At 70.9% G+C, this 14,215-nt stretch carries 13 protein-coding genes and 1 pseudogene; 12 read left to right on the top strand and 2 right to left on the bottom strand.

What is annotated here, in order from left to right:
• Window positions 1-3: 3 nt before the first annotated feature.
• The 7 genes and pseudogenes from rplQ to PPSIR1_RS27080 all read left to right on the top strand — a co-directional run.
• Window positions 4-411: pseudogene (gene rplQ / locus PPSIR1_RS27110) on the top strand (50S ribosomal protein L17); the annotation flags it as partial.
• Window positions 412-542: 131 nt separating this feature from the next.
• On the top strand, window positions 543-797 hold the full coding sequence (locus tag PPSIR1_RS27105; protein WP_045116847.1) for a DUF3820 family protein: 255 nt from the start codon (window positions 543-545) through the stop codon (window positions 795-797).
• A gap of 104 nt (window positions 798-901) precedes the next feature.
• Window positions 902-1,246: a flagellar biosynthetic protein FliO gene (locus PPSIR1_RS27100; RefSeq protein ID WP_157596037.1), complete on the top strand. Its 345-nt coding sequence runs from the start codon at window positions 902-904 to the stop codon at window positions 1,244-1,246.
• Window positions 1,236-1,886, top strand: coding sequence for a flagellar type III secretion system pore protein FliP (locus PPSIR1_RS27095; RefSeq protein WP_006974392.1), 651 nt, complete (start codon window positions 1,236-1,238; stop codon window positions 1,884-1,886). Before PPSIR1_RS27100 ends, PPSIR1_RS27095 begins: the two co-directional genes overlap by 11 nt.
• Entirely contained in the window at window positions 1,883-2,164 is a 282-nt protein-coding gene (locus PPSIR1_RS27090; RefSeq protein ID WP_006974391.1) for a flagellar biosynthetic protein FliQ, read from the top strand. Before PPSIR1_RS27095 ends, PPSIR1_RS27090 begins: the two co-directional genes overlap by 4 nt.
• Window positions 2,161-2,913 carry a flagellar biosynthetic protein FliR gene (locus tag PPSIR1_RS27085; protein ID WP_006974390.1) on the top strand — a complete coding sequence of 251 codons (753 nt, stop codon included), beginning with the start codon at window positions 2,161-2,163 and terminating at the stop codon, window positions 2,911-2,913. The genes PPSIR1_RS27090 and PPSIR1_RS27085 overlap by 4 nt, the downstream gene beginning before the upstream one ends.
• An 88-nt stretch (window positions 2,914-3,001) precedes the next feature.
• Entirely contained in the window at window positions 3,002-4,333 is a 1,332-nt protein-coding gene (locus tag PPSIR1_RS27080) for a YncE family protein (RefSeq protein ID WP_006974389.1), read from the top strand.
• A gap of 22 nt (window positions 4,334-4,355) precedes the next feature.
• On the opposite strand, the gene PPSIR1_RS27075 is transcribed toward PPSIR1_RS27080, so the two are convergent.
• Window positions 4,356-5,099 (bottom strand): hypothetical protein, encoded by a 744-nt coding sequence (locus PPSIR1_RS27075; RefSeq protein WP_157596036.1) that lies wholly within the window; start codon window positions 5,097-5,099, stop codon window positions 4,356-4,358.
• 315 nt (window positions 5,100-5,414) lie between these two features.
• Here PPSIR1_RS27075 and PPSIR1_RS43915 point away from each other — a divergent pair, with 315 nt between their 5' ends.
• The gene (locus PPSIR1_RS43915; RefSeq protein ID WP_086001735.1) at window positions 5,415-7,565 is read left to right on the top strand and encodes an MYXO-CTERM sorting domain-containing protein; all 2,151 of its coding nucleotides are present in this window, start codon (window positions 5,415-5,417) and stop codon (window positions 7,563-7,565) included.
• Between the two features lie 127 nt (window positions 7,566-7,692).
• On the opposite strand, the gene PPSIR1_RS27065 is transcribed toward PPSIR1_RS43915, so the two are convergent.
• On the bottom strand, window positions 7,693-9,030 hold the full coding sequence (locus PPSIR1_RS27065; RefSeq protein ID WP_006974386.1) for a serine/threonine-protein kinase: 1,338 nt from the start codon (window positions 9,028-9,030) through the stop codon (window positions 7,693-7,695).
• Between the two features lie 921 nt (window positions 9,031-9,951).
• On the opposite strand from PPSIR1_RS27065, the gene tssE reads away from it, so the two are divergent.
• From tssE to PPSIR1_RS43910, 4 genes are all read left to right on the top strand, one after another.
• The gene (gene tssE, locus PPSIR1_RS27060; protein WP_006974385.1) at window positions 9,952-10,335 is read left to right on the top strand and encodes a type VI secretion system baseplate subunit TssE; all 384 of its coding nucleotides are present in this window, start codon (window positions 9,952-9,954) and stop codon (window positions 10,333-10,335) included.
• A 245-nt stretch (window positions 10,336-10,580) separates the two neighbouring features.
• A complete protein-coding gene (gene tssF / locus PPSIR1_RS27055) occupies window positions 10,581-12,362 on the top strand; it encodes a type VI secretion system baseplate subunit TssF (RefSeq protein WP_006974384.1) in 1,782 nt (593 codons plus the stop codon).
• Entirely contained in the window at window positions 12,359-13,438 is a 1,080-nt protein-coding gene (gene tssG / locus PPSIR1_RS27050) for a type VI secretion system baseplate subunit TssG (RefSeq protein ID WP_006974383.1), read from the top strand. The genes tssF and tssG overlap by 4 nt, the downstream gene beginning before the upstream one ends.
• A 1-nt stretch (window position 13,439) precedes the next feature.
• A partial coding sequence (locus PPSIR1_RS43910) for an FHA domain-containing protein (RefSeq protein WP_006974382.1) occupies window positions 13,440-14,215 on the top strand: 776 nt, incomplete at its 3' end.

Here is a 14,215-nt window from a genome sequence, read left to right as displayed (position 1 = left end):
GCCATGCGCCACCAAAAATCTGGCCGCAAGTTCAACCGGAACTCGAGCCACCGCAAGGCGATGTTCCGCAACATGGTGACCTCGCTCATCGAGCATGAGCGCATCACCACCACGGCCGCCAAGGCCAAGGAGCTCCGGGGCAAGACCGAGCGCGTGATCACCCTCGCGCTCCGCCTCGGGGACCTGCTCGACAAGCCCAAGGAGGAGCGCACCCGCGAGGAGCAGGTCCGCTACGCCCACGCGATGGCGCAGGCCGGCAAGGTCATCCGCACGCGCGAGGTGCTCCACAAGCTGTTCGAGGAGGTCGCGCCTCGCTACCGCACCCGCCCGGGTGGGTACACCCGCGTGATCCGCCTGGGTCAGCGTCGGGTCGGTGACGCCGCCGAGATGGCGATCATCGAGCTCGTCGAGGCCCCCAAGGCCACCGCCGAGTAGCCGACTAGCCGAGTAGTCGACCCAGTCGACTCGAAGAGGAGCCCGCGTCTTTGGACGCGGGCTCTTTGCATTGGTTGGGCTGCGGTTGGATGCTGGGCCTCGCGACCATGAGCAAGGACGACCCCGCGCTGCCTCCCGAGCTGGGCCTCGAGCCCGAGCGCCTCCTGGACCTGGTCCGGTGGCGCATGCCCTTTGGCAAGTACGCCGGCGTGGCGATCCTCGACCTGCCCGAGCGCTACCTGCTGTGGTTCCGGGACAAGGGCTTCCCGGCGGGGCGCCTGGGCGAGACCATGGCTCTGGCCCTCGAGGTCAAGCTCAACGGCCTCGAGCCTCTGCTCGCGCCGCTGCGTAGGCCCCAGTAGGCCGCTGAAAATCCGAAAATTCGCCTGCTGGAGCCAGCTGCGTAAGCTGCTGGCCGATCATGGTGATGGACGCGTTGACCTTGGCGGTGGCGGGGCTGGGACCGATGCGCTCGGTCGTGGGGTTGCTGCTGGTCTTGCTCGCGGGGCTGACCTGGCTGAGCCGTCGCCAGGGAGGACGGGCGAACGCCAGCCCGAGCCCGATCGCGCTGACCAACCAGCACGCCGTCCACGTCGTCGAGCTCGAGGGCCGGCGCCTGTTGATCGGCACCGGCCCGAGCGGGGCGCCGCAGCTGATCACCGAGCTCGAGGCGGCGCAGGCCGACGCGCCCGAGCCCGTCGCCGCGGAGCTTGGCGATGAGCATGGCGACGACGCCCGGCCCGCGTGGGTGCGCGCGGTGGCCTACGGAAAGGGCGTGCTTCGGGCCGAGGCGAGCGGCGATGGGCGCTGAGGCCTGGCTGGAGCTGTCCTGGGCGGATCTGGGTCTGTCGCCGACCTTGGCCGCGTGGCTGGTGCTCGCGGCCTTGCCCCTGGTGCTCGCGGCGTGCACGGCCTTCACCAAGATCGCCATCGTGCTGGCCGCGGTGCGCCAGGGCTTGAGCGCCGATCGCCTGCTGCCGGTGAGCTCGATGCTCGCCCTGGGCGTCGCGCTCACGGCCGTGGTCATGGCCCCGGTCGCGGGCGCGTGCGCCGAGGCCCTGGCGGCGCTGCTCGACGCGAGCGCGGCGGGGGAGGGCGTGGCCCTGAGGCAGTGGCTGGGAACCCTCGAGCCCCTGCGCGGGTTCATGGCGACGCACACCGATCCGGCCGAGCTCGAGCGCCTCGCCGCGGCCAGCGAGCGGGGCGTCGACGACCCGCTGATCCTCGTCCCCGCCTTTTTGGTCAGCGAGCTCGGGGCGGGCCTTCAGCTCGCGGTCTTGGTGCTCTTGCCCTTCGTCGTCATCGACCTGATCGTCGCCGAGGTCCAGGCCCTGCTCGGCCTGCAGCAGACGCCGAGCGTGACCTTCGCGCTCCCGGCCAAGGTCCTGGTGTTCCTCGCCGCCGACGGTTGGCATTTGGTGGTCGTGGGTCTGGTGGAGGGCTACCAGTGAAGGTCGAGGCCCTCGAGCTCGCGCTGCGCGAGGGCCTGGCCGTGGTCATCGCGGCGCTCTCGCCCGTGCTCGTGACCGTCGCGGTGGTCGGCGTGATCGTGGGCCTGGCGAGCGCGCGCCTGGGCCTGCGGGATCCGGCGGTGGCTCAGCTCGCCCGGGCGCTGGCGGTGTGCGCCTGCCTGGGCCTCGCGGCTGAGCCCCTCGCGACGCTGGCGGTGGACTACGCCCGGGCGAGCTGGTCGAGCTTGGGGCGCGTGGACACAGCGGAGACCCCGTGAGCGCCTGGCTGCTCGCGCTGGCGAGCGCGCGGGTGTTTGCGATCGTGCGCGCCCAGATCAGCTGGCGCGCGGCCGTGGGCCAGCCGCGCTGGGAGCTGTGCAGCGCGATCTTGGCGGTCGGGTTGAGCCTGGCGTGGCTGCCCGCGCTCGGGCTCGGGATCGCGCTCGAGAGACCCCCGGACGCCGCGTCGATGGCGGTGGCGATCGGCGTCGAGCTGTTGATCGGCGCCGTCATGGGAGCGGGCGCGAGCGTGCTCTCCGGCGCCTTGGTCGGCGCGAGCCAAAGCTGCGAGGCCCGGCTGGGCGCAGGACCGGTGGGCCTCGAGCCCGGTACGGGCGGGAGCCTGTCGGCGCTGCTGATCGCGGCCTCGCTGGCGGCGAGCCTCAGCCTCGGCCTGCACCTCCCGGCCCTCGTCGCGATGCGCGGCTTGTTGACCCGGGTGCCCCTCGGCGCGGGGGCGCGGCTGCTCGACGGCGCGGGCGCATCGCTCGACGCCCTCGCGATCGCGACCGAGCTCGGCGGGGTGGCCTTCGAGGCCTGCGTGCTCGGGCTGGCCCTGGCGACCCCGGTGTTGTTGACCCGAGCGGTCGTCGACCTCGGCGTGGGGGTGCTCGGCCGCGGGCCCGACCCGGCGCCGGCCGTGGTCGAGGCGCTGAGCCCGGGCCTGCGCCTGCTCGCCGCGCTCGTCGCCCTGGGCGCGGCGTGGTCGATCCACCCCGAGGCCTACGTGCGCTACGCGGTCCTGTGAGCGGCAAGAGCAGTTCGTGGCACACTCGGGGTCGATGGCGGCTCTCGGGCGATCGAGTCGAGGGGCGGCGCGGGCTGGGCTCGCGGCCGTGGGCCTGAGCTCGGTCTTGGTCTTGGCCCTGGGCGCGGGCTCGTGCGCGGCCGAGGCCGAGGACCCGCCCCTGGACCGGCTCGAGCTGCCCACGGGGCTCGCCCTCAGCCCCGCGGGGCGCTGGCTCCTGGTCACCAACGGCAACTGGGATCGGAGCCGCCTCGGCAGCAGCTTGGTGACCCTCGACCTCGACGCCCTCGAGCAGTCCATGGCGAGCGCGCCGTCTTCGAGCTGCCGGAGCGCGCGCGCGGACGGGGCCAGCTTGCTGCGTTGCGAGGCCGCCGACTTCATCGACGCGGGCCGCGGGCTCCGGCTGCCCTCGGGCGCGGGCAACATCGCCGTCGACGAGGACGGCGCGCCGGGAGGCAACGCGCGCTTGTTGATCCCCACGCGCATCTTCCCGAGCGTGGGCTGGATCGACGTGCTGGGCGAGGGCGACACGCTGAGCCTGCGCTGCGGGCAGGACCCGCGGGCCTACTGCGACCTCGACCACCTCGTCCCCGATCTGCCCGAAGATCCCGGGCGGCTGAGCCTCGACGAGCAGGGCTTCGCCTTCGCCTACCTGCCTCACCTCGTCGATCGTCGGCTGAGCTTGCTGAGCCTGGACGCCGAGCGCGGGCCCGTCGTCGTCGACGTCGAGCAGCAGTTCTTCCGCTCGGAGGAGGAGTCTGGCAACCTGCTCGGCGGGGGCTTGGCCGTGGCCCAGCGGGCCTGCGACCTCGAGTCCGGCAACGCGCCGGCGGACAGCCAGGACTGCGCGCGGCCCTACCTCGTGGCCAGCCAGCGCTTTTGGCCGGGCCTGCGCCCCTTTCGGGTAGCGACGGGCCTCGACGCGATCTTGCCGGGGGTCGAGGTGCGCATCGACAGCCCCGCGGCTTCGCTGGCCGTGGACGAGCCGGTGCTCGGCGATCTGGGCTTCGAAGATCCGGACCAGGGCGAGCGCCTGCTGGTGGTCAGCACGACCCCGCCGATGCTGCTGCGCTTCGACACGAGCCTCGACGAAGGCGGCGACCCGCGCTTCGACCTCGTCGACAGCGTGGGCCTGTGCCGCAACCCCAACGTCCTGAGCGTGCACCGGCCCGCGCCCGGCGAGCCCGGGGCCGCGCTGGCCCTGGTCAGCTGCTACGCCGACGACCAGATCGCCGCCGTCGATCTGCTGACCTTCACCGTCGTGGCCTCCGTGCCCGTGGGCGACGGGCCCAACGAGCTGCTGATCGACGAACAGCGGCGCTGGCTCTACGTGGCCAACACCGCTGGAAGTTCAATCTCGATCGTCGAGCTCGACGCGAGCTCGACGGACTACTTGCGAGTCCTCGCCGAGCTGGGTTGAAGGATGGACGCGGGGTAGGGGTTCAGGGCATGCCGCCGCAGTAGCCGGTGGTGGTCTGGCCCTGGATGTTGAGGTTGAAGCAGGTCCCCTCGACGCCGATGCAGGGCGCCTCGATGGGCTCGCAGATCGCCGTGCAGCAGCTCGCGGCGTCGTTGGGGCAGGGGACGGCGTGGACCGCCGCCTCGGTGCACAGCAAGCCGATGTCGCAGTCTTCGTCGAAGTCGCAGGCGTCGCCGTCGGCGGCCGCTCCGAGGTTCAGCGTGCACGCGGCGCGGGCCGAGTTGCCCGGCCCGGTGACCACGTTGCAGCCCTCGCTCGGGCCCGCGCAGTCCTGGGCCACGAGGTTGCACTCGGCCAGGCAGATGCCGGGGATCGGGTCGGTCGCGGCCGCGCAGACTTCCCCGTCGGCGCAGGCTCCGGGAAGGTTGGGATCTTCCTCGTCGAGGAGGGTGATGTCACAAGGCTGAGCGCAGAGCTCGCCGGTGCACACCAAGCCTGGAGAACAGTCGAGCTCGCTGGTGCAGGGGTCCCCGGTGTTTCCCGTGCCCGTCGTGGGCGAGCACTCGAGGGTCTCGAAGCTGCACTCGGCGTTCTCACCACACTCCTCCAGCGGATCGGCCCAGGGGTCGCAGCCGGTTCCCATGTCCTCGACGACGCCAGTGTCTGAATCGGTGTCCGTATCGTCCGCAACGCCCGAGCCGGCCGAATTCCCGGCGCCGGCGGTCATCGTGGTGGGCCCGCTGCCGTTGGCTGGAGGATCACCCAATTGAGGGTCCTCGGCCGGGCATCCGAGCACCGTGCCGAGACCTAGTGCCAGGAGCGAGAGGGTGACCAACTCAGACCGTACGCGCATGCGCGCATACTAGTGCACGACCTTTCGGCCACCAAAAATCAAGTGAGCTCACTCCCGGTCAAAACTGCCCATGGAGGCGCCGGGAGCGGGGTAGGATGCGAGCCATCGCCCTTGCTGCGGTGCCGGCCACAAAAAAATCCACCCGCACCTGCAGGAAGTCTGCACTGGCAGACCGGGACTCCTGCCGCTCGGCGGCAGCAAAGAAAATCAAGAATCAAGGACTGGGACATGAAGCGACTACTGGAATCGAACTGGAAGCGTATTGGACTGCAAGTTGGCCTACTCGCCGGCATCGGCCTGGCCTTCGCCGTGGGCACTCACGAGGAGCCGGCTCAGGCTGGCTTTGACTGCCCCGAGGAAGGTGAGTGCACCTTCAAGAAGCCGAACATCATGTTCATCGTCGACAACTCCACGTCGATGAACGAGATCTGGGACACCGACAACAACCTGACCCGCTGGCAGGTCTCCGTCGCGGCCCTTCAGCAGATCGTCCAGCCGGGCAGCTTCCTGAGCCAGAACACCCACCTCGCGCTGATGCGCTTCGGCCACGACCCCTCGCCGGCCGAGGGCACCACCATCCCCGCCGACAGCTCCGGCATCGTCGACGGCCAGGCCCTCGACGTGGCGTGGGACGACGACAACGCCGCCTACTACCCCTGCAACGGCCAGGCCCTCCTCGACGCCCTCGACGCGACCCCGGCCCCGGCCAACGGCGCGCTGTTCGGCATCGGCACCTGGACCAACGGCGCCCTGCAGGCCGTGTCCGACGAGATCGACGCGACCAAGGCCGACCACCCCGCGGACCAGGCGGACCCGGCTCGCGCCTACGTCAACGTCCTCCTGACGGACGGCGCGTGGACCGGCCAGGACGGCACCACGACCCTGTCGCCCGCCAGCCAGAACCCGGCCAACACCACCGCCGATCTGTTCGACAACCAGGACATCTCGACCTACGTCGTGGCCGTGGCCGGTGATCCGGCCGCCGAGATGGCCGCGGACGAGACCGCGGCCGCTGGTGGCACCGACGCCGCCATCGACGGCAACACCCCCGAGGAGCTCGAGCAGGCCCTCGCCAACGTCGTCCAGAACATCATCAGCTCGGTCGTCGCGCCGGAGTGCATCGGCGGTCTGCCCCGCGTCATGATCCTCCTCGACGCCTCCAGCTCGATGCTCAACATCGGCGGCGGCACCATGGCCGGCGGCATGGGCGAGACCGGTTGGGACCAGGCGCGCGAGGCCCTCGCGGGCGAGCAGGGCCTGTTCGACATCGACGTCGGCATCGGCGCTGCCGAGGACGTCACCCAGCTCGGCCTGGCCGTGTTCGGTCACAACCAGCCCGCCCCCGGCGAGCAGAACATCCTGGTCCAGTACGCCCCCTGCGCGAAGGACAACTTCGCCTGGGCCCTCGACCCGAACTCCTCCTGCGTCGAGCCTGGCTGCACCGATCCGTGGGGCGGCCCGCCGATCGCGTGGACCTACTCCGACGGCCAGCAGGACCCGCCCGGGTTCGACATCCCGACGACCAGCCACATGCCGCAGTGCGCCGGCAACACCTTCTGCTCGGGCTCGGGTACCTACACCCACCTCGGCCTGCAGCTGATCAAGGACAACCAGGTGCAGTACCAGGCCGACGGCCTGATGGACGGGGCCGAGTTCCCGACCAACGACGAGACCATCTACTTCAACATCCTGATCACCGACGGTCAGTACAACGGCTACTCGACCAACGCCCAGGTCCAGGGTGAGCTGGAGGAGATGTACAACGACGGCATCACGACCTACGTCATCGGCTTCGGTGACGGCGTCGACACGCCGGCGGCCATGGCTCAGCTCCAGAACATGGCGCAGTGGGGCTCCGGCGACTCGGAGAACTACTACGACGCCAACAACCAGGCCGAGCTCGAGGCGGCTCTGACCTCCATCTTCGGCGGCCTGGAGTTCGACCCCTGCTGCGCCTTCAACGACTGCTCGGAGACCCCCGAGCCGACGACCCTCGAGCCCGACCCCATCCCGGACGACGACGGCACCACCGACGGTCCCCTCGACACCGACACCGGTGACACCACCGAGGAGGAGACCACCGAGGAGGGCACCACCGAGGAGACCACCGAGGAGGGCACCACCGAGGAGACCACCGAGGAGGGCTCCACGGACGACACCACCGAGTCCACCGGCGAGGAGTCGACCTCCGACGACGGCAACGACGACGAGATCGGCGCCGAGGAGACCGGGACCGGCGACGCCGGCTCCGGCGACATCGGCGAGGACGACGGCTGCAACTGCAGCACCTCCGACGACGACAACAAGACCCGCGGCCTGCTCGGGACCTTCCTGGTCCTCGGCTTCGCCGGCCTCATCCGTCGCCGCCGCCGCGACTGAGCCTGAGCGAGCCGGCCTCGTCCGGCTCGTCCAGCGAGAGAGCCTCCGCCTCGGCGGGGGCTCTTCTCTTTTGGTTCAGCCTGGCCCAAGCCCGGCCTAGCCAGGTCCAACTGAGCCCAACTGAGCGTCACGTCTGGGAGATGAGCACGAGCAGCCAGGTGATACCCGCGGCCATCAGCGCGACGGCGGCGAAGATCAGCGTCTGGCTGACCTCGACGCGCTTGCGCTCTTCCTGGGTGCTGGCGAGGATCGTGCGCTGGGCTTCGCTGAGCTCGCGGCTGAGGTCCTCGGGGCGCATCACCGGGGCGTCGGGGTCTCGCTTGCGCCGGCGGCTGCTGCCGACGTGTCGGCGCGAGCTCGACGAGGAGCGCCGCGAGGAGGAGCCCGAGTTGGAGCCCGAACCCCCGATCTCGCCGGCGATGCTCGCCAGCTCGTAGGTGCCCGACTGGTTCGAGTGCTCGCCGGACTCCTCCGCCGGGTTGTAGATGCTGTTGACCTCGCCCGAGATGCCCAGCTCCGAGTGCAGCTCCTCGCTCGACATCCGCCGCGTGGGCGCGTCGGTGCCCTGGGAGATGGCCTGGGGCCGGAGCTCGGACAGCGCCTTGGCGAGGGCCTGGCCGTCCGGGATGCGCTTGTGCGGGCGCGGGGCGACCATGCGCTCGAGCAGGGCGCCGAAGGCCGGGTTGACGGCGGCGCGGTCTTGCCAGCGCAGGCGCCCGCCGGTGCCGCGCAGCTCCGAGGGCGTCGCGCCGGTCAGCATGACCAGGGCGGCGAGGCCGAGGCCCCACACGTCCGAGGCCGGGGAGGGGTCGGTGAACACCAGCTCGGGGGCCGAGCGGATCAGGTCGTTGGCCTGCTTGGAGCTGCGCGCGACGACGTCCGGGAGGGTCGAGACGTTGGTGCCGAGGTCGAGGACCATGAAGCGCCGGTCCTCGGCGCGCCGGAGGATCGTCTTGGGCGAGAGCTTGCCGTGGACCAGGGGCGGGTCGGCGGCGTGGAGTTGCGCGAGCAGGACGCTGAGCTCGTTGAGCATGGCGAGGACCTGGAGCTGGCCGCTGGGGCGGACGAACTCGGGGTCCTCGATGGTCAGGCCGTCGACGCGCGCGTGGACGATCCACAGCTCGCCGGAGTGTTTGACGCGGACCGTCCGCGCGCCGATCCACGTCGGCAGGGTCGGGTGCTCGAAGGCGGCGCGGCGAGCCAGGAGGCCCTCGAAGTCGGGCTCGTCCTCGTCCTCGTCGGCGCGCACCCGGAAGCTGACGTAGCGCGCCCGCGCGGGCCGCTCGTGATCGCCGTCGAACCAGGTGGCGTCGTAGCAGGCGCTCACCCCGTCTTGCTCGATGCGCTCGTCGAGCCGGAGCCGACCGCCGGCGACCGCGTCGAGCCACGCCGGCGCGCCGCAAGAGGGGCAGGCCTGACCGTCTCCGGTCTGCTCGATCTCCCGCTTGCAAGCTGCACAGAACATGGTCGGATAGCCGTCACCGTCGAGGTCGAGCGTAGCAGGCCGCGCGCTGTGGCTCCACAAGCCACACACGGGGCCACGGAAGGGAGCTCTGAGGCGGCCGGTCGACTGCCCACCCATCCCACGACTCGGGCACGGGGCGGGACTCGAAGGGGGCGCTCGCTCCCAATGGTGCGGGCGATGACCGTCGTCTGATTCGTGTTCGGGCCCGGGAGTTCACGGCGGCCGAGGGCGTCGGGTCGCGTGCTCGAGGTCGCGGCATCGCGCTTGGCTTGGGAGCGCGAGGGGGCTGCGTCGTCGTCATCCGCGAGGGCGAAGTCGGGAGCGCGGGTCGACGTCGAAAAAAATTCTGGTTCGATCGCGGAGCGAGAGCCTATGATTTCGACGCCGACATGACCCGCCGACACCACGACTACGAGACCCAGAGCGCAGCGATGCGTTCGTCTCGCGTGCAACGTGTCTCGGGTCGCGCCGACTTCCTTGGACTCGGCGCGCGTGGATCGGTGGCGAGTGATCGTCGTGCAAGGCACGACGATCGCGACTCGTCATCGACGAAGGTGCACGCGCGTCGTCGGACATGGCGAGGCTCGGGCTCGGGGTCGTGACGGCCGGTACCGCTGCGGGCGCGCCCAAGGAGGAGGGGGGCGCGCCCGCGCCGGTGCCTCATTGCGTGTGCGCGCGGCTCGATCGTGCGAGCGCGCAACTCGGGCACGAAGCGCCGAAATCGGCGTTTAGTGCAGCAGTTTTGGGTTCGCGGGTCCGCGCGGTGGATCGCCGCGTCGACGCCTCGATGGCGTTGGCGTGACAACTACTCGCGAGGTCGGGCGGGCCGGTTGGGACGCGGCCGAGGGACGCGGCCGAGCTCGACAGTCGAGCGCGCGGCTTGAGCTGCGCGGCCGCGTGCTGGCATGATGTCGGAGCACGATGGCAGTACGAGGCATCCTCTCTCGGATCAGCGGCGAGGCCCCGCGCGGCGTCGACGAGGTCGAGCTGATCGTCGGCAACCTCCGCGCGCTGCTCAACACTCGGCTCGGCGACGCGGTGTCCGCGGAGGGCTTCGGGGTGGTGGATCTCGTCGACATCATCCACGACTTCCCGGCGGCGGCGCAGATCATGCAACGCAGCATCCGGGCGACGGTGGCCAAGTACGAGCCGCGCCTGCGCAACGTCTCGGTCCGCCTCGTGCCCAACGAGGACCCGCTGATCCTGACCTTCGAGATTGCGGGCCGCCTGGTCGGAGACCGGCGCCGCGGCGTCGTTCGACTGCGCAGCGAGATGACCCACGGCGGTCGCGTGTCCGTGAGCTGAGCGCCCGGGCGCCTCGGGGGGTTCAGGGGCGGTCACGCTCGCGCCTTGGGGCGCTCCGATCCCTTCGCCCGGTCGGGTCGCGTGACACTCTGGTGGCGTCCGCTACTGGGCCTGCTCTGGCGCCGGAGGCCAACCCCGCGCCGATCGACACCGCTGGGCGGAGTGGGCGCGTCAAGCGGTCGAAATCCTAGTACCATCGCTGGGCGAGGAGGAGCGACAGGCTGCGCCCTCGCCAAGGCCGACCGATGTTCGCCAAGTTCTACCAAAGCGAGCTGACCTACCTGCGCGAGATGGGCCGCGAGTTCGCGGCCGCCCACCCAAATAGCGCGGGCCTGCTGTCCGAGCGCAGCGACGACCCGGACGTGGAGCGCTTGCTCGAGGGCTTCGCCTTCCTCAGCGCGCGCATCCGCGAGCGGGTCGACGACGCGGTCCCCGAGATCGTCCACGGCCTCGCCGAGATGCTCTTGCCCCAGTACCTGCGCCCGCTCCCGGCGATGTCGATCGTCGAGTTCAAGCCGCAGATCAAGGCGCTGCGTGGCATCCGGAACGTGCCCCGCGGTCGGTCCGTGGGCACCAACCCCATCGAGGGCACCTCCTGCACCTTCCGGACCTGCTACGACGTCGACCTGCTGCCCCTCGAGGTGCTGTCCGTCGACCACGACGAGGCCGTGGCCAACCGCCCGACGCTGCGGGTCAAGCTCAAGACCACCGAGGCCGGGCGCCCGGTCATCGCCCGCGAGGAGGGCATCCGCTTCTTCCTGGCGGGGGACTCGGCCCTGGCCTCGACGCTGCTGCTGTGGCTGCTGCGCTACTGCGAGGCCGTCGAGGTTCGCTCGAGCGAGGATCGCAGCGTGCCGCGCAACGAGCCGCTGCGCGTGCTGACCCGCGAGCACATCCGCCCCGTGGGCCTGCGCGCCGAGGAGGCCGTGGTGCCCTGGCCCAAGTTCGCCCCGGCCGGCTCGCGCTTCGTCCAGGAGTACTTCGCGCTCCCGTCCAAGTACATGTTCGTGGACGTCCGCGGCTTCGAGGAGCTCGAGTTCCCCGGGGACTACATCGAGCTGTCGTTCGTGTTCGAGCGGCCCCCGGACCTGCCCTCGCCGGTCACCGACGAGAGCTTCCGGCTGCACTGCACCCCGGTCATCAACCTGTTCGAGTGCTCGGCCGAGCCCGTCAAGGTCGACCCGCTGCTGCCCGACCAGCTGCTGCGCGCCTCGGGCATCAAGCCGGGGCACATGGAGATCTACGACGTCAGCTCCGTGGTCGGCGTGCGTCCGGGTCGGGGCAACCGGCGCAACTACTCCAACTTCTACACCTTCGCGCACACCCGACCCAACGCCGACACCGACGGCTACTACGTGCTCCGGCGGGCGCGCTCGCCCATCGACGAGGCCACGGACGTGTCGATCCGCGTGGCCAAGGGCGGCCCCGGCCAGGCCCAGGGCGACAAGCGAGCCGAGCGCGAGGACGAGGAGACCCTGTCCGTCGAGCTCGTGTGCACCAACCGGGGGTTGCCCAACGAGCTGACCATCGGGGACATCTGCAAGCCCGTGCGCGGCAGCTCGGTGCCGCCCTTTTCGAACATCACGGCGGTCAGCCCCCCGATCCGCGCGCCCCTGGGCGGGGAGCTGCAGTGGCGCTTGCTGGCGCACCTGGCCCTCAACCGCAAGCGCGTGACCGAGCCCGACACCCTGCGCCTGCTGCTGTCTCTGTACAACTTCCAGGCCGGCTCGGGCTCGCCAGCGGGCCGAGCCAACGAGCTGCGCGTCGAGGCCATCCGCGGCACGGAGTTCGACGCCGTCACGCGGATGATGGAGGGCGCGCCGGTGCGCGGAGCCGAGACCACCGTCGAGCTCGACGAGACCCGCTTCGCCAGCCCCGGCGACGCCCACCTGTTCGGCCTGGTCCTCGACGAGCTGCTCTCGACCTACTGCAGCATCAACTCCTTCCACCAGCTCCGGGTGCGCCTGCACCCCTCGAAGGTCGAGTTCCGCTGGCAGCCCCGGAACGGCCACCTCAGGATCCTGTGACCGACAACGCACCCCAAAACGGCGCGGATCCTGCCTGGCTCGACCGGCTGCTCGATCAGCCCCGGGCCTTCGACCCCTTCGTGGTCGCGCGCCTGCTCGAGGGCCTGCACCCCGAGGCGCCCAAGGTCGGCGGCGACGGCCCCTACGACGAGGAGGCCCTGCGCTTTCGTCACTCGCGCTCGCTGGCCTTCAAGCCCGGCGACATCCACGAGGTCGAGCGCCAAGAGGACGGGCGCAAGGTCGAGGACGGCCGCGCCGAGGCCTTCGACCTGACCCTCAACATCGTCGGGCTGATCGGCACGAGCAGCCCGCTGCCGACCTACCTGGCCAGCGAGGCGGCGGTCCACGACGAGGAGGGGCAGACCAAGGCCGACTTCTTCGACCTCTTCCACCACCGGATGCACAGCTTGCTGTACCGGTCGCTGGACAAGTTCGACTGGGCCTCGGCGCACCAGGAAGAGGGCGACATCTGGGCCTACCGCCTGCTCGCCCTGCTCGGGGTCGACAGCTACGACGGCCCGCCGCTGCAGTACATCCGCCCCCTCGACCTGCTGCGCATCGCCCCGCTCATGGCCAGCCCCGCGCGCACGGCCAAGACCCTGGAGCTGGCGATCATGGAGATCCTCGCCCACGAGCTCGACGGCGCGACGGTCGAGGTCAAGCAGTTCAAGGGCGAGTGGGCCGAGATGGACCAGGACCACAAGGTTCAGCTGGCCGTCGAGAACTCCAACCTCGGCATCAGCGCGGTCATCGGCGACATGTGCATTCACCGCGCCGGCAAGGCGCGGGTCGTCGTGGGCCCGCTGGACCAGGCCGGGCTCAAGCGCTTTCTGTCCGGGGGCACGGCCTTTCAGGCGGTGCGCGAGCTGCTTGATCTCCTCGCCTTCGAGCTCGTGGACTTCGAGCTCGAGCTGATCTTGGCCAAGGACGCGCGTACGGGCACGATCTTGGGGGTCAGCAAGATTGGGGACGACGCCTGGCTCGAGTCCGGCGATGATGAGGCCAAGACCGAGGAGACGCGTATGATCGTGTCGCTCAGCGAAGCCCTCGACATGGTCAAGGAAGGACAGGTCTAACGTGCGCGCCCTCAAGGTACAGGTCTACGACTCGCAGACCGGCCGGACCCGCGCCGAGCGTTACCAGCGCTCGCCGGTCCGCATCGGGCGGCACCCGTCCAACGAGCTGTGCCTGAGCTTCGGCTTCGTCTCGGGTCGCCACGCGCAGATCGACTTCGACGAGCGCGGCGGGACCTTCACCGACGTCGGCTCGACGAACGGCTCGACCATCAACGGCCAGCGGGTCACGGCCAACCAGGCGATCGCGATCGGCGACGGCCTCAACGTGACCATCGGCAAGCTCGAGATGCGCTTTGGCTGGGAGCAGGTCGACAAGCCCTCGGCCCCGAGGCCGCCGAACCTGGTCGAGTCGGGGGTGCCGATCCGGACCCGCTCGCCCCGCCAGCCGACCCAGCCCATCCAAGCCGTCAGCGCCGAGCCGCCGACGCTGCGCGGGCCCGTCGAGCCCACGGACCGCACGCCCATGGACTCCGGCCCGCCGATGATGGGCGGACCGCCGCGCATGGGCGCGGGAGGACCGCCGCGCATGGACGCGCCGCCGCGCCTGGACGCGCCGGCTCCCCCGATGATGGGCGGCGGCCCGCCGCGCCTCGACACCAGTGGCCCCCCGAGCCTCCAGGAGGGTCCGCCCCGGATCATGGATCCCGGCGGCTCGTCGATCGGACCGCCGCCCCTGGGGCCCGGTCCGGGCGCGGGCTCGGGACCCAAGCCCATGCCCACGCCCGACGCTGGCCCGCCGCCGATGCTGGGCGGTCCGCCGATGATGGGTGGCGCGCC

Origin of the sequence: Plesiocystis pacifica SIR-1 (assembly GCF_000170895.1) — a bacterium.
In the GTDB taxonomy this organism is placed as follows: Bacteria; Myxococcota_A; Polyangia; order Nannocystales; family Nannocystaceae; genus Plesiocystis; species Plesiocystis pacifica.
The sequence above is the reverse complement of the archived record's forward strand: the minus strand, read 5'-3'. Positions and strand labels throughout refer to the sequence as shown.